The sequence below is a fragment of the Mariniflexile sp. HMF6888 genome, assembly GCF_044335535.1.
In the GTDB taxonomy this organism is placed as follows: Bacteria; Bacteroidota; Bacteroidia; order Flavobacteriales; family Flavobacteriaceae; genus Mariniflexile.
In genome coordinates, this window is sequence record NZ_JBIQVZ010000003.1 from 1 (window position 1) to 24,769 (window position 24,769).

The 24,769-nt window shown below is 32.8% G+C and carries 25 protein-coding genes and 1 pseudogene; 6 read left to right on the forward strand and 20 right to left on the reverse strand.

What is annotated here, in order from left to right:
• The 17 genes from ACGLWY_RS08590 to ACGLWY_RS08670 form a co-directional block, all read right to left on the reverse strand.
• On the reverse strand, positions 1-1,372 hold a 1,372-nt coding region (locus ACGLWY_RS08590), incomplete at its 3' end, for a fibronectin type III domain-containing protein (protein WP_396619272.1).
• Between the two features lie 97 nt (positions 1,373-1,469).
• The gene (locus ACGLWY_RS08595) at positions 1,470-2,078 is read right to left on the reverse strand and encodes a hypothetical protein (protein ID WP_396619273.1); all 609 of its coding nucleotides are present in this window, start codon (positions 2,076-2,078) and stop codon (positions 1,470-1,472) included.
• 88 nt (positions 2,079-2,166) lie between these two features.
• Complete coding sequence (locus ACGLWY_RS08600) at positions 2,167-2,676, reverse strand: OmpH family outer membrane protein (RefSeq protein WP_396619274.1); 510 nt, start codon at positions 2,674-2,676, stop codon at positions 2,167-2,169.
• Complete coding sequence (locus tag ACGLWY_RS08605) at positions 2,673-3,161, reverse strand: hypothetical protein (protein WP_396619275.1); 489 nt, start codon at positions 3,159-3,161, stop codon at positions 2,673-2,675. Before ACGLWY_RS08605 ends, ACGLWY_RS08600 begins: the two co-directional genes overlap by 4 nt.
• 43 nt (positions 3,162-3,204) lie before the next feature.
• Positions 3,205-4,158, reverse strand: coding sequence for a hypothetical protein (locus ACGLWY_RS08610; RefSeq protein WP_396619276.1), 954 nt, complete (start codon positions 4,156-4,158; stop codon positions 3,205-3,207).
• On the reverse strand, positions 4,142-4,603 hold the full coding sequence (locus ACGLWY_RS08615) for a hypothetical protein (protein WP_396619277.1): 462 nt from the start codon (positions 4,601-4,603) through the stop codon (positions 4,142-4,144). The genes ACGLWY_RS08610 and ACGLWY_RS08615 overlap by 17 nt, the downstream gene beginning before the upstream one ends.
• A 66-nt stretch (positions 4,604-4,669) precedes the next feature.
• Positions 4,670-5,851, reverse strand: a complete 1,182-nt coding sequence (locus ACGLWY_RS08620) for a hypothetical protein (protein WP_396619278.1) — start codon at positions 5,849-5,851, stop codon at positions 4,670-4,672.
• Entirely contained in the window at positions 5,852-7,780 is a 1,929-nt protein-coding gene (locus ACGLWY_RS08625) for a type II secretion system protein GspD (RefSeq protein WP_396619279.1), read from the reverse strand. It abuts the gene before it with no gap.
• A gap of 3 nt (positions 7,781-7,783) precedes the next feature.
• A complete protein-coding gene (locus ACGLWY_RS08630) occupies positions 7,784-9,193 on the reverse strand; it encodes a GspE/PulE family protein (protein WP_396619280.1) in 1,410 nt (469 codons plus the stop codon).
• Complete coding sequence (locus ACGLWY_RS08635; protein ID WP_396619281.1) at positions 9,194-9,610, reverse strand: hypothetical protein; 417 nt, start codon at positions 9,608-9,610, stop codon at positions 9,194-9,196. It lies immediately after the preceding gene.
• 64 nt (positions 9,611-9,674) lie between these two features.
• Positions 9,675-10,103 carry a type IV pilin protein gene (locus ACGLWY_RS08640; RefSeq protein ID WP_396619282.1) on the reverse strand — a complete coding sequence of 143 codons (429 nt, stop codon included), beginning with the start codon at positions 10,101-10,103 and terminating at the stop codon, positions 9,675-9,677.
• Between the two features lie 24 nt (positions 10,104-10,127).
• Positions 10,128-11,246 (reverse strand): type II secretion system F family protein, encoded by a 1,119-nt coding sequence (locus ACGLWY_RS08645; RefSeq protein WP_396619283.1) that lies wholly within the window; start codon positions 11,244-11,246, stop codon positions 10,128-10,130.
• Positions 11,236-11,715: a Tfp pilus assembly protein FimT/FimU gene (locus ACGLWY_RS08650; protein ID WP_396619284.1), complete on the reverse strand. Its 480-nt coding sequence runs from the start codon at positions 11,713-11,715 to the stop codon at positions 11,236-11,238. The genes ACGLWY_RS08645 and ACGLWY_RS08650 overlap by 11 nt, the downstream gene beginning before the upstream one ends.
• A complete protein-coding gene (locus ACGLWY_RS08655; RefSeq protein ID WP_396619285.1) occupies positions 11,702-12,076 on the reverse strand; it encodes a hypothetical protein in 375 nt (124 codons plus the stop codon). Before ACGLWY_RS08655 ends, ACGLWY_RS08650 begins: the two co-directional genes overlap by 14 nt.
• On the reverse strand, positions 12,042-13,307 hold the full coding sequence (locus tag ACGLWY_RS08660) for a hypothetical protein (RefSeq protein ID WP_396619286.1): 1,266 nt from the start codon (positions 13,305-13,307) through the stop codon (positions 12,042-12,044). The genes ACGLWY_RS08655 and ACGLWY_RS08660 overlap by 35 nt, the downstream gene beginning before the upstream one ends.
• A gap of 152 nt (positions 13,308-13,459) precedes the next feature.
• Complete coding sequence (locus ACGLWY_RS08665; RefSeq protein ID WP_396619287.1) at positions 13,460-14,143, reverse strand: response regulator; 684 nt, start codon at positions 14,141-14,143, stop codon at positions 13,460-13,462.
• Positions 14,144-14,432: 289 nt separating this feature from the next.
• Positions 14,433-15,161, reverse strand: a complete 729-nt coding sequence (locus tag ACGLWY_RS08670) for a LytR/AlgR family response regulator transcription factor (protein WP_396619288.1) — start codon at positions 15,159-15,161, stop codon at positions 14,433-14,435.
• Positions 15,162-15,687: 526 nt separating this feature from the next.
• Here ACGLWY_RS08670 and ACGLWY_RS08675 point away from each other — a divergent pair.
• The 5 genes and pseudogenes from ACGLWY_RS08675 to ACGLWY_RS08695 all read left to right on the forward strand — a co-directional run.
• Positions 15,688-16,812, forward strand: a pseudogene (locus tag ACGLWY_RS08675) (RHS repeat-associated core domain-containing protein); the annotation flags it as partial.
• Positions 16,813-17,190, forward strand: a complete 378-nt coding sequence (locus ACGLWY_RS08680) for a hypothetical protein (protein WP_396619289.1) — start codon at positions 16,813-16,815, stop codon at positions 17,188-17,190. It begins immediately after the preceding pseudogene.
• A 107-nt stretch (positions 17,191-17,297) separates the two neighbouring features.
• Positions 17,298-18,485: an IS4 family transposase gene (locus ACGLWY_RS08685; protein WP_396619290.1), complete on the forward strand. Its 1,188-nt coding sequence runs from the start codon at positions 17,298-17,300 to the stop codon at positions 18,483-18,485.
• 91 nt (positions 18,486-18,576) lie between these two features.
• The gene (locus ACGLWY_RS08690) at positions 18,577-18,831 is read left to right on the forward strand and encodes a hypothetical protein (protein ID WP_396619291.1); all 255 of its coding nucleotides are present in this window, start codon (positions 18,577-18,579) and stop codon (positions 18,829-18,831) included.
• Between the two features lie 7 nt (positions 18,832-18,838).
• Positions 18,839-19,327: a hypothetical protein gene (locus ACGLWY_RS08695; RefSeq protein ID WP_396619292.1), complete on the forward strand. Its 489-nt coding sequence runs from the start codon at positions 18,839-18,841 to the stop codon at positions 19,325-19,327.
• 641 nt (positions 19,328-19,968) lie between these two features.
• Here the strand turns inward: ACGLWY_RS08695 and ltrA are convergent.
• Positions 19,969-21,231 (reverse strand): group II intron reverse transcriptase/maturase, encoded by a 1,263-nt coding sequence (ltrA, locus tag ACGLWY_RS08700; RefSeq protein ID WP_396619293.1) that lies wholly within the window; start codon positions 21,229-21,231, stop codon positions 19,969-19,971.
• Positions 21,232-21,955: 724 nt separating this feature from the next.
• Between ltrA and ACGLWY_RS08705 the strand changes: the two genes are divergently transcribed.
• Positions 21,956-23,002, forward strand: coding sequence for a tyrosine-type recombinase/integrase (locus ACGLWY_RS08705; protein ID WP_396619294.1), 1,047 nt, complete (start codon positions 21,956-21,958; stop codon positions 23,000-23,002).
• Positions 23,003-23,358: 356 nt separating this feature from the next.
• Here the strand turns inward: ACGLWY_RS08705 and ACGLWY_RS08710 are convergent, their stop codons facing one another.
• Entirely contained in the window at positions 23,359-23,985 is a 627-nt protein-coding gene (locus tag ACGLWY_RS08710) for a carbonic anhydrase (RefSeq protein WP_396619295.1), read from the reverse strand.
• A gap of 32 nt (positions 23,986-24,017) precedes the next feature.
• Complete coding sequence (locus ACGLWY_RS08715) at positions 24,018-24,767, reverse strand: tetratricopeptide repeat protein (protein WP_396619296.1); 750 nt, start codon at positions 24,765-24,767, stop codon at positions 24,018-24,020.
• Positions 24,768-24,769: the final 2 nt, after the last annotated feature.

Here is a 24,769-nt window from a genome sequence, read left to right on the forward strand (position 1 = left end):
CGTCTGTTGTAATAGCCACTGCGTTACTAACGGCACTTTCATTCCCAGCAGCATCTAAAGCGGTCACTGTAAAGTTATAAGCGGTTGATGCCGTAAGCCCTGTTGCTTGGTAGCTCAGCACATTGCCCAAAGTGGTTTCCAGAACGCCATCTCTATAAACATTATAACCGGTAACTGCAATGTTATCGGTGGCTGCTGCCCAGCTTAGATCGACCGTGGTATCGGTCTGGGCAGCACTGGATAGTGTGGGCGCTGTGGGCGCTTGGGTATCAGTCAATGCAACTTGGGGTATTCCCGCAGTAGCAAAACCTGAGGCATTAGTCTGGTTAGTATATTCTGTTTTGATCCAATCTTCACTTTTACTATCACTACTTATACGAATTTCATCTAACCATCCTTTCATATAGTTTTCCAAATCACCTCCCATATATTTAATATCACCCGCTACAACTCCTGTTGTACGATTGGCAGTTAAAGTATTACTATTAAGATAGTGTTGTCCTGCCCCATTAGTTGCAACAAAATCCCATTTTTGCATAACATCTTGAGCTATAGTATTCGCAGAAGTAAAGATATTTGTTGTTGCTCCTGCACCTCCATAATAATCTAGACTCAAGTTTTCGTAAAGTGAAAAACTATGATAAGTGGTTGGTCCAATTGATAAAATAATTGAATGTTCTTGTGTACTCGTGGAATCCCAATTATACCAGGCTGAAAAGGTGTAGGAACTGCTTAACGATAAGTCATTTGCTAATGCAAAATAATCATCAACACCATCAAACACCACTCCATTACCAATAGCCCCATTAACTACTGCACTTGCAGGCATAGCTCCAAAGCTAGACAAATTGTATCCATTACCAGTAGCATCCAATATTTGAGGGGTTGCTGTATTCGGGTCGTTTTCCATATGCCATACTGCTTCATAATTAGTCCACACTGCTTGACTCCCATAAGGATCTGTAGCTAATGGTTGTGTCTCACCTTCTTTATTATACCATAAGTATATTGTAGTATCTGTGGTAGGGGATAAACTTGGAATTTTTACCCAAATTTGACATTTTCTGTTAGCAGGTGTTGAGCTGGTTACAAACGCTACTATTTCGGTGGCTAATTGATTATCCCCAGTAGCATCACTGGAGAAGCGAATATCACCCCCTCCGTCTAAAGCAGAATAAGAACCTCCATCAATCACCTCATCATTTATATGGTCTAATGTTATTAAGACAGGGAAATCAACCAATGGAGACACTCCTTCTACTAAGCTGCTATTAATTACTATAGGTTGTTTTTTATTCCAACCTTGAAAATTCTGTGAGTGTATACTAATAGTTGTTAGTAATAAAAAGTGAAATAGAAATATTTTTTTCATGCGAACGTTTTTAAGTTTTATCCCTTTTTTTGAAATGACTAACATTGTTCTGTAGTAACCGATAAAATGTTGCTTGGACGACCATTTTCTTTATAACCTAAAGTTTTAAAGGTGTTGTATTAAAACCGAATTTTATAATTCCGTTCCCAAATAAATAATCTCGGTATATCAATTTTATCGTATCATTTGGTTTTATATTGTTAAAGTAGAGGAGCACCCGTTTAAAAGGTGCTATCTTGAAATTGCGCTCGAAATTGACTCCAGAACATGGTATGGTGTCGTTGGAAGACGTTACTACCGTAAAGTCTTTTTCAATGGTAAATGCCATATATTTTACAGCATCTTCGTATGTTTTATTGGTGTAATCGGCTAATAATAAATCAGCTTCTTTTACATGTTGAAACTCTACTTCTATAATGCGTTCTTTGGCATTCATTTGATAAAGCGAGTCTATTTTAGTATAACTATCTGGATTATTTTTTAAGAGGTAATATTGAATAGGGACTTCGGTTGCCGTATAATTAATGTCGTTAACGAATTGATTAATACGTTTGGACTTCCAATTTCCCTGATTTAAACTGAAGAATTTATATTCCGGAATATTATGGGTGCTCGGAGTTTTTGACTTTTTAATTAGTATAAACACCCCAAGCACAACAAATAACACTAATGATAGTATAGGGATGTATTTCTTAAAAAACCGCATAAACTTTAAGTGCTAAAATTTTCTTAAAACTACCTAAAGCTTAAAAAAAGTTGTTAAGGGTTTTCCGTTAAATAGTTAAGGGCAAACCCTAATTATGCCCTTCGTATTTTTTATTTGAAAATGCTAGAATTTGAGTTGTGATATCTATCGTTTCATCGCCATGCATAACATTTCCATTTCCACTTGTTCCTAAAATAATTTTAAAATTATTCGCTTGGGCAAATTCTTTAATATAGCCATTAAGTCTATTCCAAATCGTATTGCTTAAATGATGTGTATAATTGTCTTGAAGTTCTTGAAACGCCTTGCTTTTATAGGCAATTTGTTGTTGTAAGTGTTTTGACGAAACATCTTCTTTATCTGTTATCGTTTGAAATATGGCATATAAACTATCCAATTCTTTTCCTTGTTTGTTGATTTTTGCTTCTTCAACAATCTTGATGTCTTTAGTCATATTAAAGCCATTAAAAAGTTTAACATTATCAATATATACAATCTCTTGCTTTTGTTTGTTTAGAAAAAAATAGCTTCCAAAAACGATTATTGTTAGTAATATAATTGAATTGATAGTGGCGTGAATACTAAATTTTTTGATCATTGCTTTTTAATTGTTTTGTTATTATTATTGAATAAAACCGTTAAGGAATCGTTATAAGCTTTCACTAGAGTAATGTCGTTTACAGTTTCTTTTTCACGTTTTCTATAAAGTCTGCTGTCTATTTTTAATAAAATCATTTTTGTATCCTTACTTTCTCCTTTTACAAAGCCATGGTATATGATGGTTGGCCAAACAATACTTTTCTTAACGGCAGGTTTTACAACGCTTTTAGGACTGCTGACAGGTTTTGTTGGTTCAACACGTTTTATAACCCTTCCAGAAACTCCAAAAGGATCTCTATCTATTAGTTTAAGTAAAAAGGTGTCTTTAGCCATTGTATAATCTTGCTTATAATTTGCTGCAGAACTAATGGCTTCCACATTTTTTACAGACGCTTTTTTGCCTCCAAAATATTTATAGATAACCGAGCCCCAAATGATTATCAAAAGTATTGTTAATGTTATATTTAGATGTTTTTTCTTCATTTAAAGAATTAAACTTAAGCGTGATTATCTTTTAACAGTATTTTTATTGAACGACTAAAGACCTTACTATACTAAAATCACTTTCATTAGTAGCTGCATCAATGGCCTTTATTCTCCAATAATAGGTTCCAAGTGTACTAAACACATATTGATAGGTATTATTTACTGTACTTGCAGAATGAATTTTTGTGTTAAAATCAATATCCGAAGCTATTTCTATAGTATTGGTAATAGTAGATTTTATATTACCGGAATCTGTTCCATTTGTCCAGTTAAATGCTACTGTTGTTGTGGCGGTACCTTGATCTGCCGGGGAGGTCAAAGCCGGTTGATTTGGTGCTACAGTATCTATGAATAGGGATCGCTGGGAATACACAGTTTCTGAAGTTGCATTAACTGCCTTTACTTTCCATATATATTTCGCATCGTCATTGAATAAATTGGGATCAATGGTATAATTGGAAGCAGTTACGTCTGTTTCTGGAAGTATCGTTTGTTCTCCATTCAAACTTTTGATTAATTCAAATTTATAGGATATAGCAGATGTAATTCCTTGCCAAGTAAATGTGATATTTTTATTATTGGTATAAAGGTCAACGGAGGGTGTTGCTAATGCGACATTCTGGTTAGATAAATCATCAGATGTTTCAACATGAAAACTAATGGGAAAGGTATAGGCGGTGCTATAGGCAAAGTTTTCTGCCCTAACACGCCATTGGTAGGTTCCAGAGTTTAAAACATATTTAAAAGTACTTGTTGTTATTAAAGAATCTACTTCATATACTTGATTACTTTTAATAATTTGAATTCTATAACCATCAGCACCATCTAGACCTCCCCAAGAAAATTGAACAGTATTGCCGTCAGTGGTCATTCCTTCGTTTGGAGAAATAATTTGAATGGTATCATTTGTAATATCTTCTTCTAAAATATCATCACATGAAAATGACAATGTTAGTAACATTAATAGCAATAAGCCTTTATTTTGTGTTTTCATAGTTTTGTAAAATAATTTTTAAGTAAAGGTTTTTAGAATTGGTTCTGTAATTTTTCTTTGAGTACAATTGCGTACTTACAACCCTTGAGTTTTTAAAATGTTTTTCTATTTCGTAAAGGATACTTACTAAATTGTTGTAGGTGCCTTCAAGTTCAATTTGGTTGGAATAAATTAAAAACTCGTTATCTGAAAACAAATGAACATCTTCAATGGAAACAATGTTTACATTATAATTGTTCTTTGAAATAAAATCGAGTAGTTTTTGTTGAACTAATTCTGGGTTTGATGTTTGACCACCAATCGTCTTGTCTAAATGGCTTATGTCATTTTTTAAATTATGAAGATCTTGTAACGCATTTTCGTTGTTCAACAATTTTTCTTTAACGATACCCAATTCTTTGCCAGCACTTAAGGTGTGCTTAAAAGTTTTTTTATAGGATGCCATAAATAGCAAGATAAAGCCTATTACGACAGCGAAGAACTTTTGTCTATATGTGAAATTTTTAAACAATTATATTTTGATTGATAGGGTGAATGTATTCTCTGTTTTAGTTTCTTGTGAATAATCTTCAATGTCTATTTTTTTTATCCATGCTAAAGCTTTCAGTTTTTTCAACCAATCGTTAAATGATTTATTGTTTTCACACGCGCCAACGATTTTAATAACACTCATGTCAAAATTCATTTTTTCTGAAGTCTTGATTTTTTTAAGAGGAGGAATAATTTGCATGGCGTTTAGTGTGATGTTTTGAGACACGGAATTTCCAATATCCATAATATACTTGGTTAAGAAACTTTTATTACCGATGCCACTTGAGAGTAATATTTTTTCCTTTAAAATCTTTTCATCTTTTAATGCATTCACCTTTAAAATAGTCTGTTGGGTTATAACATTGAGGGATTCTTTTTCTGCTAACTCATTTAAATAAAAATCCTTTAAGTAATGGCTTGTAGAAAGAGTGATTAAAAAAAACACGAGTGTAAAAATCCCAGTCATTTTAAACCATTTTTTAAACTTAAATTCAGTCTTGTTAGCATCTAAAAAATCAGTATCGAATTCAATGGCAGGGTTTGGATATTTATAATCAAGAAAAGCTGCTAAAAGCGGTATTTCTCTTTGGTTTAAGCACTCTCCATTTATTTCGTATTCTTTAGGGGACGTTTGTTCATTTTTAAATGATAAAATCTCCTTATCATTTATATTAAGTGTATAATTTAATGATGAAATCTTATCGTAATCTTTTATAATGGGCAGTAAATTTGCCATTACAAATGGTCCAAAAGACACATGGATTATATAAAAATGACTATCACTTATTTGTTTTATAACAGACTCTATATACTGTTTTCTTGCAACAGATATAAAAATGTTTTGATTTTGATGATATTCAAAAAAGTGAAATTCATTAGGATTCGCTTTAAAAATTAAATCATTTCTGTAACCTGCTTTGTTTTCGACAAGCTTATTAATAATATTATCCCCTTCTATATGTAAAATTACAGGATAATCTTTGTTCAGTTTTGCTTTAAAATCTTCAAAGGCGTTTGATGAAAAACGCTTTTCAAGCTTTAATTCATTATTTTTAGAACTAATTTCAATTAATTGATATTCTAATACATTGCTTGTTATAGATATATTTATCGCATTATATCTGCTTGTGCTGCTAAATATGTTTTTAAGATGAATGTCCATTTAGTAAGTTACCGTTGGTTTAATAAAAATGTGAAGTTTAGACTTTTCCTTTCTTTTACTTCTACCACTAAACAACCATTTAATTACTGGAACTCGTGACAATAAAGGCGTCCCTGTCCCTGAATTTTCATTTTCTAATTCGTCTAATCCCCCTAAAAGTACCATCTCATTATTTTTCACTCTAACTAACGATTCAAACTTTTGAGTAGATTTCCCTGGAGGTGCACCTTCCCCAACCCTTCCAAGAAAAGAACTTTTTTCAACCGCAATGGTAAGTGTTACATTCTCATCTTTAGAGACAAAAGGTTTAATATTAATGCTTAAGTTTGCTTCAGTAGACTTCCATGTGCCAGATTGGAGAATATCATTATTGATTCCTGAAGTAATGAGTCTGTTGTTTTGCTCAAAATAATAACTGGTTTCTCCAATAGAAGACGTGGCATCGTGCCCGTTTAAGGTTACCAGTTTTGGTGTTGAGGACAGTTTAATGAGTGAATTATTCTCTAATGCTTTTAAATTTAAATAGAATTTTTCGGAAACCTTACCAAGGTTAATAATTCCCAAGCCATTAAATGCGTCTATCAATCCATTAACAGAAGTAGCGTTGAGCGCCACATCTGTAGTTGGAAAAAGTGCCCCAGAAGTTGTTCTTTGGTTATTGTCAATTCCTGACTGAATTCCAGTTTGGATTTCGTAAGATTTTTTATATTGTACTATAATGACTTCAATTTGAATTACTGGAACCACCAAATCGATTTCATGGACATAATCCTTAAATTCTTGGATATGGGTTTTAGACCCACTAACAACAAAACCATTTAATTCAACAAACTCTTTCACTTCAAGGTTTTTTGTAAAACTCCCTGGGAGCGTACTTAAAACAGTTTCAATAGTTCTATTTTCTAACTGGATTAATTCTACCGTTCGCAATCCTTCGGTGGCGTGTTCTCCAATTAAATAGAGATCATCAATTTTTTTATAAGTATAGTTTTCGCCTTTAAAAAGGTGGTCAAGCAAATCATCAAACGTAATACCACTAGCCATTAAGGTTGTATTTATTCCTGTTGGTGTGTTATACATAAAATAGTTTATATTCAATTTCTCTGCCGCTTCTATAATGATGTCTGCAGCATCTGCTTCTGAAGCTTTTACATCTAAAAAACCTTTTTCGTTAGCTTCAACCTGAAAAGCGCCATCTTCACTGCCTGTAGATTTATTATTTTTGGATGAGGTGTTTCTATTTCTGCTAGTTTGTGTAGCTGGTTTAGCAGTGGTTGGTTGTGAAACCATATCCTTTTCGAGATAATAATTCTCATTTTCATCGACAGTAAGCACTAAGCTATTGGACTTTGCCATCATTTCGAGAACTTGATCAAAAGGTCTATTAAGAATATATGCAGAAACTAATTCTGTTTTAACCTCAGGAGCTAAAATGACATTTCTTTTTGATGCGTCGGTAATTGCTTGTGCAACTCTGGGCAAGGAATCGTTTTTAAGATTAATCGATAAAAAAGTGTTTTCGCTATTATAAGTAACATCTATCTTTTTTAAAGGTTTTGCTTTTTCAACAATTACCACATCTGGCTTTTTTTTAAATATTAAAATACTGTTCATTACTTCAACATCCAGATCGTGTTTTTTAATTAAAAACATGAAGACATCCTTTATGTTTACGTCATAAAAATTACTGGTAACCAATTGATTCAAATTTGAATCAACACTTACATTTAATTGGTGTTCCTCTGCTAAGGCATTAATAAAATCATATAGGGTCAATCCTGACAAGTCAATTCTAACATTGTCATTCAACCCTTTTTTTGTTTTTGCTAATTCATCAATTTTTTTTGTAAACGTTTCAATACTGGATTGGGAAAAACATATATTGATAAATAGACAGAAAAAGAATATCGTTAAAATTCTAAATGACATAGTTTATGAGTTAATAAGGATTGGGTAAATCTCTTCAAGTGATGTTAATCCCCTTGACAATAAATCAAATGCTTTATTTGATAATTTTTTATTTTTTGTAAAATCCAATTGTACCAATGTATTATTTTTTATGGCATCAGCAACCTCATGGGTAATTGGTAATATTTCGTAAATAGCTCTTCTACCTTTATAACCTGTATGATAACAATCATCACATCCTTTGGCTGTAAAATGGGTTTTTAATAAGCCATCTGGTTTAAAAGATCTAGGTAAGTTCTTATCATTAAATGGCTCTTCTTTTTTACAAGTATCACATAAGGTTCTTACCAGTCTTTGGGCAACAGATATGTTAATGGTTTCTGCTATTAAAAATGAAGGAATATCCATATCTATTAATCTAGAAATAGTACCCACAGCAGAATTGGTATGAATAGTAGATAATACCAAATGCCCTGTTAAAGATGCCCTAATCGCCATTTGTGCTGTTTGTGCATCCCTAATTTCCCCAAGCATAATAATATCTGGGTCTTGCCTTAAAAAGGAACGCAATGCAGATGTAAAAGTGAGTCCTATATTTTCTTTTAACTGCACTTGGTTAATGCCTTTTAAGGTGTATTCGATAGGGTCTTCAACTGTTACTATATTTCTTTTTATATCGTTAAGATGTTTAAGGGTTGCATATAGTGTTGTGGTTTTTCCGGAACCTGTAGGCCCACTTATAAGCACGATGCCATTTGTCTTTTTAACGGCCTCTAAATAGGTATGTACATCATCATTTTCTAAACCTAGTTTATTAATATCCAAATGGGATGCATCTCTACCTAATATTCGCATCACTACTTTTTCCCCATGATGGGTTGGTAATATCGATACTCTAATATCAAAATCGTCATATTCTATTCTACCATCTTGGGGCAGACGCTTTTCAGTAATATCTAGATTTGACTTAATTTTTATTTGATTGATTAATTCAAGATAATTTTCTTTTTTTATATGGTTTTTTTCAATGAGCTGTCCATCAATTCGTAATCTAACCCGTACATCATCTTCATATATTTCAATATGAATATCACTTGCATTGATATTTTTGGCCTCAAAAATCAAGTCTTCCAAAAAATCATTTCCATAAGAGACTAATTTTGGCCTATCGTCATTTTTTCTGTAATAAAGAGAAAGCGCTCTTTTTATTATGGATGATTCAACAAACTCTAGAATTATGTTTTTATTAAAAATGAGTTTTAATTCTTCTTTAATGGCATATTCCTCCAAGCGCTTTTCATCAGCAATAAAAAAGACATTTGTGTCATTTGTGATTTCTTTGGGAATGATTGAAAAATGATTGGCAATATCAGAACTTATAGACTGTTGCAGATCAATACTTAAATGTATATGTTTTTGGCTTTCTATATTCATTTAAAAGAACATGTTGATTTTAAATGCTTTTTCTGCAATTATATTAATCATTAGAAATAATGCTAAATAGCCCGCTAAAGGAATGGTTTTTACTTTTTTAAAAACCAAGAAAACACCATGCATAATTAAAGAAAAAAGCAATCCCATAATAAAGAATAGGATAAAAGGCTTTAGAGTGAATAATGGTGTAATAGCTATAAAAAAGGCAATATCTCCCAAACCAATAAAACTGTCTATAGGGTTTACGAGGGCTTTATTTTTAAAGGAAAAATATAAAGTAAGCCCTAAAATATTTATTAAAATAAAACCACTATTATAAAGGATATCAGAAAAATTTAAATGATTAGAAATAACATTTATTGCTATGGCCATTAAAAGCATAATTATTGGTAACCCAACATGTATTGTTCTCTTCATAACATCTTGGTAGAGTATTATAATTAAGACTACAATTAGTAACAACCTGAAAGTGATTAGCATGTTAATCTTTTATTATTTCTTTTAGCACTCTATCCTGATTGATTTCCCATGTATTATACACACCATCTCCATCAAAATCTTGTAATGCTGTAGCCGTGGCCGTAAATGTGTTAAGTGAAGCTTCAATAACTTCTATTTTATATACAGCTTGCCCTCCTTGATCGATGGTTAAAGCTTCTTCAAATCCCAATTCATTAAAATCAGCGGTATATTTAGAGTGGCGGTAAAAATGGCTTTTCTGCAAACCATGGATCATACTTAACATGTTTTGTGCTTCAATCGATTTAGCGCTCGTAACCACCGATGTTTGATTAGGAACAACCAAATAAATTAGAATTCCAATAATACAGAGCACAATCAATATTTCAGACATGGAATAGGCTTTTAGATGTAATTTTTTATGTTTTAGCTTTAATACAGATTTTTTCATCTTTAAATATTTAATATTAATAATCTAGTTTTGAATTACCTTGCTTAGGTTGAAAATAGGCGAGTACATGGCAATCATAATAAAGCCAACAATCCCCCCAATTATTACTATCATTAAAGGTTCTAGTATGGTGCCTATCATTTTTGTTTCATGATCTACATCTTCATTGTATTGATTTGCTAGACCATCGTACATAGTATCCAACTCATTAATTTGTTCCCCAATTGATGTTAACGAAATAATTTTCGAAGTGAAAAATGGACTTTTTCTCAAGCTATCAGACAAGGTTTCCCCTTTTAGCACATCTCTTTTCGCATGGGAAATAGCCGATTTTAGTGGATAAAAAGAAATCATTTTTTCGGTGAGCTCCAATGATGTAATTAAAGGTGTTTTTGCAGATAACAATAGGCTAAATGACTGACAAAAACGCGCTAAATAAATCTTCTTGATTAGATTGCCAAAATAGGGGGTTCTTAAAATTATCCTGGATTTTATGTCTTGATAAGAATTGTTTTTATTTAATACTTTATGGGCTATATAAGCGGAAATGAATATAACTAATACCATCAATAGGATGCTATTAAAATGGTTGGATACATTTACCACAAACTGTGTAATACCAGGAAGGTCTTTACCAAATTGTTGAAATACCGATGCGAACATAGGCACTACAAAATTGAGCATAAAATATAGAACAGCAAACGTTATAAACAATACAAAAACAGGGTACGCCAATACGGAAACAACTTGGCGTTTCATTTTAATTTTTCTTGAAAAAAACTTTTGCAATTGATCAAATATTTCAGGCAAACGTCTCGTGTCTTCACCTATTTTTATGCTGTAATATTCGTATGGTGAAAAATATTTATGATTCTTTATAGCTTCATGGAGTGATTTTCCTTTCACCACATCGTCATTAATAGTTTTATAGATGGAACGAATAAATTCAGATTTTTGCTGGTCTGTTAAAATGGACAATGCCTGGTTAAAATCTACCCCAGATCTTATAAGTGTAGAAAACTCTCTATAAAAATCTTCTTTTTGTTTGTCAGAAAACTTTTTAAAAGTTGGCATGGACACATTAAAATCAAGTTTTAATGAATCTTTTTTCTTGGTCTTATATGAAATAGTATCAATCTTCATTAAAATAGCGTTTGTTTATTATTTCGGAATTATTCTTGCTTAGAAAATAATTAGTATTAATCGTATCATTTAACACCTTTAATGATAGTAGGAAGGTTGTATTAATATCCGTTTTTGCATCATCTTTTAAAAACTGAAAATCATTAACTTGTATCTTGAATGTGTCTGTTTTTATATAGTTATGTCTTAAAATGTATTTGGCATTTGCTGTATAATTTATTTCAGATTCGTCATAGAATTTTAAAACCAAATCACTTTCTGTATAACTAAAATCATAAGCTTTATCTATATCTCGCATCAATGTTGTATTAAATAAATTATATTCAAGTACCTGCGTGTTTTCCTTTTCAAAAAGAGACAATTGTTTGCCAATTAAATTGAATAATGAAAATGTAATTGAAATAATAACACTCATTAAAACAAGCGTTATTAAAGCTTCTAAAATGGTAAATCCCTTAAGGTGTTTCATATGCATTGTAAGAGATTAGTTTAGTTATTACATGGGTTTTGTTACCCGACTTAAAGGTGAAAGTCAAAAGGGCTGTATGATCTGTTTTGCTAACATCCACAATTTTATCAATAGTATATCCATTATAAGAATAGCTGTTGTCTTCATAATCATTTTGCTGGATGCTTTGTTGAATTAAAAGGTTAATAGTATGTTTTGCATTATAATATTGTATTGACTTGTTTTGTTTTATGACGTTTAAATAAATTGTAAAGGCAACTAAAGCGCAAATCGAAATAATTGAAATAGCAATAACCGATTCTATAATAGAAGAGGCTTTTAGATTTTTAAAACTTTTTAATGACAGCATATTTTCTTTCATTAAAATTATTTTTAAACAAGGGTAATTCTACAAAATCTTCTGGCAAACTATCTTTGTTTATGGTTCCGTTTAGAATAACATTTTCATAATTAGATGATTTTGTTTTTAAAAAAAATTTATCTGTATAGATGCTTCCAAGAACCTTACCTTCCAATTGTGTTTTACCATAACAATACACATTACCAATTACAGTAGCTTTCTCATGTATTGTTAAGGAACGATTTAACGCCCCGGCATAAGTATCTCCATCAATTACAATGCCTCCTGCTATTGTTGCATGGTCATTTATAGTAATAGATGCTGTGCCATTATCATTTTTAATGTAAATACTAGAAGGATAAAGCAGGGATACATGCTCATCTATACTAACACTATCTTTAGCTATAATTTGGATATTGCCCCTAAAACCAGACATAATATGTACTGTAGGTGCAGATATAATAACATCTGTTAATTTAGCGGTATTTGCTATTTTTAATTCATTATTGGAAATTAATACAATATTTCCTTTGCAGGTTATATTGCTAAGCTCTTTGGTACCGCTTAAGTCAATTGACTTAGTTATTTCATCAAAATCGTTTATTATTATTGGATTTCCATCAAAGTTATTGAATGTAACAGGTATGTATTTTGCAACATCTATAGATATGCTTTTTTCTATTTTCGGCAGTATGTCTCCAGATTTTAATTGTTCACCTTTAAGTACTATTGCATTACCTTTTGTTCCATTTATATAAGCCTGTTCTGTATGTCCGTTGGGAATTTTAATTTGACCTAATATTTTTGAATTTCCAGATAATTTTAGAGGCTTATCGTAATTAGTCATATATAGAGCTAAACCGTTTTTCGTATTGGTTATTTGCCCAACTAGTGCTGTTTTTGAAATGGTGTCATTCCTAAAAATGGTTTTGCATACTAAAACATCATAAAAACCCCATGTTTTTTTTTCAATGAATGATAAAGTCCCATCTTCAAATACATCTATAGTCTGGTTTTTATCGTAAGGAATGGATCCTGTATTATTTATTAAATAATTAAAAGCAGAATCGTTTCTATAAATTAAATTCTCTTGCTCATAGAGTTGGTAGTTTAAAATATTTTGATAGTGGGAAATTAAAACCAAGCATCCGCAAAATATTGAAATCGTTAGGCAAATAAAAATAGCATTTATCAAAGAGGAAGCCTTGATATTATACGATTTACAAATCCTGTATTTTAAATATTTATTCAATGAAAATATAGTGTTATGGATGCAATTCCAACTTTAGATTTATAAAAAACCCAATGATTAAACATACAATGGTTGCTGGTGAAAGAACTAAGGTTATAGCCTAGAATAATCAAGGTGTTCCCTTATTTTTAAAATTTTAATTTAATGGGCCTTTAGATAAAACCTCTTTCCCGCGCCGCTATTAGCAAGTCTCTGTCTCCTTTTCCTACAACATTGAAAATATCTCTTAACAATCGTTTTCTACGCTCTAAAGCAGCGATTGAAAGAGGGAGGACTTGAGGCAATTCATTCATTTTTGTTCCATTAGACAATTCATGTAGCATCTTTCTGTCTATACTATCTACAACAAAATCATTGGTAGCTTGTTTTCTTAATATTTGTAAAACTGTTTGACTGTAATAAGTGGCTGATGAAATAACCGCTTTAATAGACTCAACTAATAAAGTTGATGACAAATCACCTTTAACTAAAAAACCATCTGGATTAACGCTTTTCAAAATACTCGATATCCTAAAGGCATCATTGTAAGAAGTCGATACGATAATCTTAATATTTTCATAAGTATTCCTTATTTTGATTCCCAAATCTTCACCACTTAAAATATTGCCATCTTTTGATGGAGGTATTCTCATATCTAAAAAAACAATGTCAAAACAATCATTAGTTTCTGTCCTCTTAAGTTTTAATAAGGCTTTATCACAATTGTTTGCAGAATCAATGTGGAATTTTAAATTTTCATACAATGAAGCTGTTCTATTTAATGCAAGTTTGTATGCATCAATAGTTAAAGGTTCATCTTCAACTAGTAGTACTTTAATTGTTTTGTTCTTATCCATAGTTAATTAGAATTGAAACTTCGCATATGTTGCTTTTTAAAAATTCTATTTTCTTATTTAGATGAGAGACAAAACATTACGTTTTCTAAATAAATTTAAATATACATTTAACCTAAGCTATCTAATATTATATATACAACTGTAACTTTGTTAAATAAGCAAGTTTCTATACAATATCTTATTTAAAGGAAGAAAAGTATCAAAGAAAAGGCAATTAGTAGTCTTTATATCTCAATAAATAGTAAAAGGTAACCCTTCAGGAGTAAAACACCACTTTTTAAGAGGAAAACTAATTTAGTTTAATGGAGGAAGTTGAAGGAGACAATAAATTAACCATAAGTTCAATATTGCTTTTATAGGTTTTTGTAAAAGGCACACTATGATTGCTCCTTTTAATAGTGCATTTTGAGCTTCCATAATTAACTCTAGAAACATAACTGGAATTAATTATATAGCTTTTGTGTACCCTTAAAAAATTTTCTGGCAAAATAGATTCAAATGTTTTAAGAGTTTTAAAGGCATTTATCACAATTCCATCAATCATATGAAAATCAGTTGTGTTATTATCTGCTCTTAGAAATAAAATTTCATCTAAATTTAAATATTGGTAATCTTTATAGGATTTTAAGCAAATTGTTTTGCTTATTTTAGCTGGGTGTTTTTTTTTAAATTTTATAACTGCTTTTCTAATTTCCAAATCAGTAGTTGGAATTAGCAAATAATCAAAAAAACCCATTTTTATTGCTTCATAAGTCTTTTCTTTTGACGAGGAAATCGCAATAAATTCGGTATCGCTTTTTATATATTGATTCAATTCATTAACCAATCCAAAGGGGTTGTTTTTATTAGAATCTATATTTATAAAAATTAAATCTGGCATTTCTCGCAGAGCAATATCCATAGAGTCCTCATAACTATTTGAGTAGCCAATACAGTTGAATTCTGGAAACTCATCCAATATGGATGTAATTTTATTAATTACAGAATCTTGGGTTTCAATTATTATATAATTTGTCAAAACTTTTATGATAAAAAAACAAATATAAATAGATATGTACAATAAGGGGTAAGGTTTTTCCTTTGTTAAACAATGGTATTTCCTTTATTTAAATAATAGTATTTTCAATCAGCTTTTAAATCTATATAATTCCCTGTAGGCTCTTGTCTTGGGGTGTCCAATTCACCTCTTTGGAAGAGAGGTCAGAACTGCCTTTTCGGGTAGTTCTGGGTAAGGTAAAATACAAAATTTCAGTTTTTGACCCTGAGGTCAAAATGAAACAGGTGAAACTGTACTGAGCCTAAGTCGAAGTATTCTCTATGGTTCTGCCTCGAGGAGAGTTTGTTTCAAGAATTTTTTTATTAAAAATTAAAAAACCATCAATTAATTTAGAATAAATTTTGATACTTTTATAAACCATTTTTTAATGAAATCAGACAAGAAAAGAAGTGCAAAAATGCATGTTTTTGGTAATTTTTTCCTTTTTTAAAAGTCGATACGTTCTTATAAACACTGATGTTAACAGCAAAATGATTACTATCCCTTCGGAATGCTTTTGCCCAATAGACATGATGCGGTCGAGGTTAATGAGTATAGATACGGCTTTCAGGGACAGGAGATGGATGATGAGGTTAAGGGGACTCCGGGGAGTTCTGTTAACTATAAGTATAGAATGCATGACCCTAGGGTGGGGAGGTTTTTTGCGGTGGACCCTATGGTTCATACTTATCCATTTTATTCTCCATATGCTTTTAGTGGCAATAGGGTTATTGATGCTATAGATTTAGAGGGTTTACAGCCAAACGATGTAATATATGCTTTTATTGAGCACTCTGGATTGACTAAAGAAGAGTTAAGAACAGGAATGCAAAAAACGCTTGAGCAAGCCCAAAAGATTTTAGATAATCATAAACCAAAACCTAAGCCGTCAGTAGGGGTAGGTATTATTAGACTAATTACAAGAACTAGAGAATTACCAGAGATATCACCAAATATACTTCAGCAAATTGATTATAGGCAATATCAAGCATATGTAGATAACCGACCTATAACAAGATGTGGATGGACAAATGATAATACCATTGTTAAAAGGAAAGAAGCAATGCAATCCTTAATGCAGGATGGGTTTACAGTTGTAGGAAGTGATGGAAGTATTGAAATATTTACAACAGATCCTTCGACTTTATCAGATCATTATTTGCAAGAAGTAAGAAAAAGGCTTTTTTCTGGAAATGCTAGGTTATCAGATCAACAATATATAAATGAAGTAACTAAAAGAAGTGGTGCGATAGGCTCTGAGAGAAAGCGAGATATTGCGAATATGTTTATAATTAGCAATATCGGTAAGACAGGTGCTTCAAAAGACTTTATGCTTAGAACTATTGACTTCAAAAAATCGGTAAGTGTAGAAACTTTACAACCAGGAACTAGGGTTTGGCGATTTGTTACACCAGGTGAAGAAAATGCTCCTGAGCAACATTTTTATACAGATGCTTATGGCGCAGATTCTGGACCAGTAGGAGTTGGATTAACCTCTGGAAATAAAGTGTTAATAGAATATGAAATTACAGCACCTACTACAGTTTTAAAAACTAAAATTAAGGGAACTGGTCAAACTCAATACATATCAAGTGAAATACAGAATAATGTGAAAGAAAAAAACAGAGAATAAATGGGGCAAATAGTAGAATGTTTAAATAAAGTAAGGAACCTTTTGAAAGATAAGATAAGCGAAAAATCAGAAGCGATCGATTTAGTAGTTTTACTTCATTTAGATGTTATTTTGTTTGAAATAATGAAGAACAATGAAATATCTAACCAAACAGCAGAAGCGATGACTCAAATAGCTGCATTTCAATCCATAGAATACTATTATCACGAAGGATATTTAGAACTAGACAAGGAATTAAAAGAGTTGGGCTATATATTGGGAGATTACAATGAGAAATATAGAAAGCATGAATTGGGTGTTATTGGGACTAAACCTGAAAATTGGGGAAATTACTTTAAAGAGCGTGTAGAAACGCTTTTAAATAACTGGGAAGTATAACCCCGCTGCACGAAGTTTGTAACCAAGGCTGTAAGGAACTTTAAAAGTAATTGAAAAATATACTAGATTTACATTCCTATATATTAACTACACAAATATATAGACCGATGAAAAAAAAGGTAACGGTTCATGAGGTGCTCAATTATATCCCAAATGAGAAGCTTGACTTTTTTGCCCGTGAAACATTAGTTGATTGGAACGCCAAAAAGCTACAGGGCAAAGAGCTTTTCAAACTCTGTATTTTTGGCATATTGAATGAGAACAGGGCGAGTTCAAGGGTATTTGAGAGTTTCTACGAGAGCCATTTTTTCTGCAAACATGCTCATATCCCTAAAGGTAAAAAGGTTAGCCATAGTAGTATCTGCGAGCGAATAGGAAAAATAAATGTGGACTATTTCGAAAGTCTGTACTACTATACCGTTGATACCTTTCGGGAGAAGCTCAATAAAAAGGACCAGAACAAATTGTGCCTGTACGATTCAACAATAACGAGTCTTTCAGCGTTACTGTTGGGTTTTGGAATGCAAAATGGTCAGAGGAACAAAAAAGGGGAACAGGGAAAGCACAGTATAAAGTTCACTATTGGCTTTGATGGACTGCCTTTTAAGGTAAAGTTCCACAGGGACCAGAAAATGATCAGTGATATTCCGGCGTTAAGCGATATTCTCCAAGAGCATGTCCCCAACAAAAAGGATATCGCAGTATTTGACAGGAGAATGCAGGACCGTTTGACAATGAAAAAGCTCTCGGACGGGGGCAAATACTTTGTGACACGCATATATAAAGCATCAAGATATGGTGTAGTGGAAGGAAGCCATCAAACAGAACTGAATTACGAGAACGATAATATCAAACTTGACAGGCACAGCCTGGTACACCTTTATAGGAACGGCAAGAAAATGAAAGATGTTGTATTTAGGCTTTTGGAGGGCACGCTCAAAGCCGACGGGGAACGCATACTGTTCCTTAGCAATTTGCCGGAAGAGGGGTTTACGGCCAAGCAGATAGCCGAGATATACAGGAACCGTTGGGAAATTGAAAAGTTCTTTAGGTTCATCAAACAGGAACTAAACTTCAAGCACTATTTTTCAAGGCAGTGGAACGGGATCCAGGTGATGGTATACATTATCCTGATTGCGTCCATATTATTGCTGACTTATATTAAGCTAAATCAATTAAAGGGGTATAAGATTCCAAAAATCTCATTCTGCAACTCATTACAGAATGAGATGATTGAAAATATTGTGATTCATTGTGGTGGAGATCCCAATAAAATAAGCTCTTATTATTCATGAATAAAAGTTCCTTACAGCCTTGGTTTTAAACTTCGCATAGCAGGGTACAGAAAGTAGTGCAAGGCCAGATTTTTTCAACTTTGCTTTAAATATGGCTATTGAAATAAAAAACTATGCTTTAACAACAAGAGGCAAAATCTCTAACTTAATTGGGACTGTTGCCGACCAAGCTAACTATAGATATTATAATTTACCTAGCGGAACGTCACAATCGGTGTATATTGATATCACAGGGCAAAATGTTAGTAAAGAACTGCAAAATGAAATAATAGATAGAATTAACAATAAATTAGAAAAAGGCGTAGAAATTACCGTTGAATTCTTTGAACAACAAAAATCTGATTAGACAAGTTATGATAATAGGAATTAAATATGGAAATATGCATATTGGTTTTACATATCCATCAATTATGGAAGCATTTAAACAACATTGTATAGAATTAATAGGTGATAAAAATGAAGATTATAAAAATTTTATAAAATTTTTGTGGGGTATAAAAATAGATAATTTTAAGGCTTTTAGAAAAGAGATTGAATCCATGTGTACGGTTTTTAAAGACACAAATAACATTACTTTAAGTGATAAAAGTCTAAATTTTTTAGATGAAGATGAAAAACGAGATTACATGAATTGCAATAAAAATGTGTGTGAGTTTTTTATTTCTAGTAGTGATTTTTCAAATTCTTTTTTCCTAGATATATTCAAAAGCGAACTTAAAAAAGCTGAACAAGATAGTGAAGAGTACTTTTCAATAGTAAGTATGGCAGTACGTAAGGACATGATAGACGAATATGGTTGGAACTATCCTATTAAAATACCAAAAGACATTAAAAACTGGTAATATACCCCGCTGTTCCCTAGTGTGCGCTACCGCTAACTTGCAGTTAGTGGCGGTAAGAGTGAGCAAAAACAATAAGTGTTAACAACGACAATATTAAAACGGGCATAAATTTTATGCTCGTTTTTTTTATGCGGTAATTTAAGTAAGATACAAATGGTTAATTTTGCTCGAATGAAGAAAATAATTCTGAAAGCTGTATGTTGAGATTATCGGCAATTTCTTTTATCATGCATATGGAAGTATTTACCGTACCCGCTCTGCGAAGTCTGCGACTTCGAAGCAATAATAAAGTAGTAAATAAAAACAAGCTATATTTAAACAAAATTAAGTACAGCTTTAGTATTATGATATAAGTTTAGATAAATTTGTTAATTTCGGAATGATTCAAGAAGAATATTTGAATTATATTAGAAATAAATAAACCCCGCTGTTCCCCCCGCTAGCGCCCCGCTCTTCGAAGTCTGTGACTTCGAAGCAATAATAAAGACAAGCTATATTTAAATAAAATTAAGTACAGTTTTTAGTTTTATGTAATAATATAATGCTAAGTTTTAAAGTCAAGTAGGCAAAAGTATTTCAACTCAAGCCTCTCACAGAACCGTACGTGAAACTCTCGCTTCATACGGCTCTTATCATACAAATCACATCGATTTAAAGAATTGCCAATGATAAAACAACGTGGGATAGCTGATTTTTATTTCTGCCAACCAACGATGTGCTTTTGCATAGCTTCTTCCCATCGATTTATACTTGTTCCTTACCCATTTCGCTAATCGATTTTGCAAATACCTGAACAATTTTCGTAGGGATGCCACATTGAAATAACCATAATATCGCAAAATCCCTATTGTTTGCAAGCGGAGTTTTTCAGCAACATCCTGTATTGTTATGTCGCTTTGCCTATGAAACTTTAGGTCTTTCCACTTTTGAACAATCCGTGCTTGGGATTTCTGGCTTATCTCGCAATCAAACCCCAAGAACATTCCCCTGCCTGTTTTGGAGGCTTTGGGGCGGGGTTTGAACGTGTATCCCAAAAAGTCAAATTTCTTGGGACAGCCCTTGATTTTTGGTCTTCGGTAATCCTGACAGTACACTATTTTTGTCTTGGCTTCGCTTAATCGCAGTTTACACTGTCCCAATCTGTTCTTAATCGCATTTAAAACTTCCAGACTCTGACTTTCACTATGGCAATGTACAATTACATCATCGGCATAACGCACAAATGATATTTGTGGATATTCCTTTTCGAGCCATTTGTCCAAAACATAATGCAGAAATAGGTTGGACAATAACGGACTGATAACGCCCCCTTGAGGAGTTCCCTCTCCTTTCTTTTGGATCAGTTCCCCTTTTGAGGTTTGGATCGGACATTCCAACCATCTCACGATGTACATTCGCACCCATTTTTCCGATACGTGCTTATCTACTGCTTTGAGCAACAGTTCGTGGTTCACCTCGTCGAAAAAGGCTTTGATGTCCATATCCACCACCCAAGAATAGTGCCTTACATTGCTTCGTACCTGTTCAAGGGCGTGGTGTGCGCCCTTATTGGGTCTATAACCATATGAGTTTTTGCTAAAAATAGCTTCCACTCGGGGTTCAAGATAGGTCTTGACCACTTCTTGGGCAATGCGGTCGCTTATTGTTGGAATGCCCAACTTTCGTTCGTATCCGCCTGCTTTGGGGATGACAACCTCCCTGACGGGCTGGGGAAAGTAACTGCCAGAGCTCATCCTGTTCCAGATTTTGTACAGGTTGCCGAGCAGGTTTTCTTGGAACTTTTCCAAGCTTTCCCTGTCAACTCCTGCACTTCCCTTGTTCGAATTTACTTTGCGGTACGCTTCCCTGACCATCTTTTTGGTTATCGGAATTTGTTTTGATTCTGTCGTAAATAAATTGGTCATCCTTAAAATAGTTAAGTTGTCAATCTACCAACAACCGTATGATTGGTGTTCTTCGCTCCACTTCCATTACAAAAGCTTCGTCACTACTACAACACCATCCGCCATCCTTAATTGGCTTTGGTACTATAAGCCTTGCGAGTATTGCTCGCTTGCGCCGTTCCCTTTGCATCCAATAAGGACTTCCTGAGTTCCGTATAAAAGCCTGAATAAGAGTCACGCCTCCTTTATTGCGTTTGCCTTATAGCCAGTAAGCAAGTTCCCGCTATAATTATCACCCATCACGAAGAAAAAGGGCTTTTGACAAATTGTTCAGCTATCCCACAACTTCATCGGAGGTTCACTTGCGTTCGTCTCTCTTATTCCTACCTGACCAGTCCTGCTAGCCTTTTCCTCTTTCCGTTCAGCACCGGTCCATTACTGTTCCAGCTCCGAGAGGTGGTTTGCAACCCTCGCTTGCACAACGATTGCGGAAGGCCGACTTCCATCTTTTATACAGCATTGAGTCGTGTTCGCAACTACGACTCATTCACAGCACACCTTCGCATAGCAGGGGTTTGCAACTTCGAAGCAATAACCTGCTCGTCCATTACTTAGCAATTCTAAGATTTGCTATAAACATACATACCGAAACAAACTCATTCCCCTATTTCAAAACCTAAAATTCCATTTCAAAAATTTCCATTAGATTTGCAGCTTGTGTATTTTGTATTACAAGCCATACTTCATGAAAAAAACCACCGCACTCCTCCCCTTATTCAAACAATTTATCCGCGAAAGCGAAACAGGAAAACGACTAAAAAAGAACGGTGAAAAAATAAAAAAAGGCTCCATTGATAATTACAAATCTTCACTAAAGCTGTTACAAAAATTTAGTCTACATACTGATTTTGAATTGCGTATTTGTGACGCTTCCAAACTAAATAAAAGGGAACTACTTTCTGAAAAAAACTATTGGAAAAAATTTTATAAAAATTTTACGGAGTATTGCTATAAGAATGGGTTATATGATAACTACGTTGGGCATAACATAAAAATCATTAGGGTCTTCCTTAATTACTTAAGGTATGATAAAGACTTCCCTACTGGAGATTTCCAAAGGCTTTTCTACGTTCGTAAAGAAGATATTGATATTTTGGTATTGTCACCCGAACAACTTAAGTTTTTAATACACGATAAAGATTTTGAAAGTAGCCTAACCCCAGCTTTAAAGCGTATTAAAGATGTATTTGTTTTTGGTTGCACAACAGCGCTACGTTTTTCTGATATTTTTAAACTGACCAATAAAAATTTTGAAAAGGATAATAATGACTGGTATTTAAAAATAAAGTCGCAAAAAACCAAAACTTATAGTTTTATTAAGCTGCCACAATATGCGATAGACATTTATGAAAAGTATAAAACGAAATCAGCCAAGGAATATGTCTTTAAGCCCGTTACCCTATTTATCTTTAATAGAACCCTAAAGCAAATAGGCGAAAAAGCAGGCTATACAAACCCCATTGAAATGACTCGTGAGAAACAAGGTAAAACTAAAATTGTAAACAAGAATTCACATATAAAACAACTCCGCTTTTGCGATAAAATGAGTTCGCATATGATGCGTAGAACTGCCATTACTACGTTGCTTATATTGGGAATGCCTGAACATTTAGTTCGCAAAATTAGCGGACATAGTTATGCCAGCAATTCATTTAACCGCTATGTACATTACGCTCAAGCTTACATTGATAAAGAAATTGACAAAGTGCATAAAAAATTGGAAGCGTATTAAAGTAACATAAGGTCTTTCTAATCAAGCCAACCCATTATAAATATTAAAATATTGATTTTAAGACTGTTTTTTAATCTTATAATTATGAAAAAAAACTACAAAACAAGAAAGAAGAAACAGATCCAAATACAACAATTGGAGGCAAACGAAAAATTAAAAACTCATATTAATCGTTTTATTTGAAACGCTATATGAGCTATTACTAGATTGAGAGACCAGAAAGGCAATATTCTTTCTAAAAGAAAACATATATCACGGTCTTTTGAATTGGGCTTTAAAAATTCTCTGCAATTATGCTGGACTAGATATTCTTCAGAGATGTGCCCAGACGATAGCTTGTGGGTCGCTTGTGTTATCTAATCTAAATGATAAATCTCCCGTATGCTTTCAAGAATCTCATCAAAATCTATTTTTAAATCTATCAGCTCACCTGTATGTACATCGAATACCCAACCATGCACTTTTAATCCACGTTCTCTGGCTGCTTTTTGTACTGCAGCGGTTTTAATAAGGTTAACACATTGCTCTTGTACATTAAGTTCTATAAGCCTCTCATACTTTTTTTCCTCGTCAGTAATGTGTTTTAATTCATTTTTATGGATACGATATACATCACGTATATTACGTAACCACGGATTTAAAATACCTAAATCGGCCGATTGCATGGCCGCTTTAACACCACCACAACCATAATGACCACATACTACTACATGATTTACTTTAAGATGTTCTACGGCATAATTTACAACAGACATAACGTTTAAATCTATACTAATGACCATATTAGCGATGTTACGGTGCACAAAAACATCACCAGGACCCAAGCCCATTAATTCTTCAGCAGTAACACGACTATCGGAACAGCCAATAAATAAAAGTTCGGGATTTTGTCCTTCTCCTAAACTATCAAAATAATTCGCATCGGAGGCCAGCTTATCTTTTATCCATTGTTTATTATTCTGAAAGACTCTATCTAAGTTCATATGGAAATAATTGTTTGCTAAAGATAATCAAATTAAAGTGCTTTTATGTCTTCTGAAGAAACCCAGCCGGTTTTACCATCTTGAAGTCTAATTTTTTTCCAGTCATCAACAGTATCTAAAATCTGTACTTTGGTGCCTTCGTGCAACCTAAAGGATTCTTCGCTTCTATTGTTTGGAGCAGTTTTCACTAAAATCTCCTTAGCAAATACAATGGCAGGTTTATTTTTTTTATCTAAATTGAATTTATGAAATGCAAATAATAACGTAATGCACACTATTGTTAAGGATGCTAAACTGCCCAAAAAAGCCAATCGTTTTCTTAACGACGAATATGCGAAATAGTAGACTAAAAATAAAATAACAAAACAAAACACAAAACCAATTGATACTTTTGCCCAAACGTCAAAAGTCATGGTATTAGCAGCATTATTTAAAATTTTTGATAATCCCGCTTCAGGAACCACATCAATGGCATCAATGGTCATATTTTGTGCAAAGGCCAAATTGTTTTTTATGTCTTCATCGTTAGGTGCTAACTGTAAAGCTTTTTCATAATAATAAATACTTGGTGCAATGTTGTTTAACTTGTAATGGGCATTCCCCAAATTAAAATACAGCTCTACCGAATGGTTTTTAGTATCTAAAATGGTTTTATACTTATCTATAGCTTCACCATATTTTCCTTCATTATATAATGTGTTTGCTTGCTCAAAAAGGGCGTCGTTTTGGGCAAATAAACCAAAGCTGAACAAAAACGACAGGATGTATAATAACTTCTTCATTT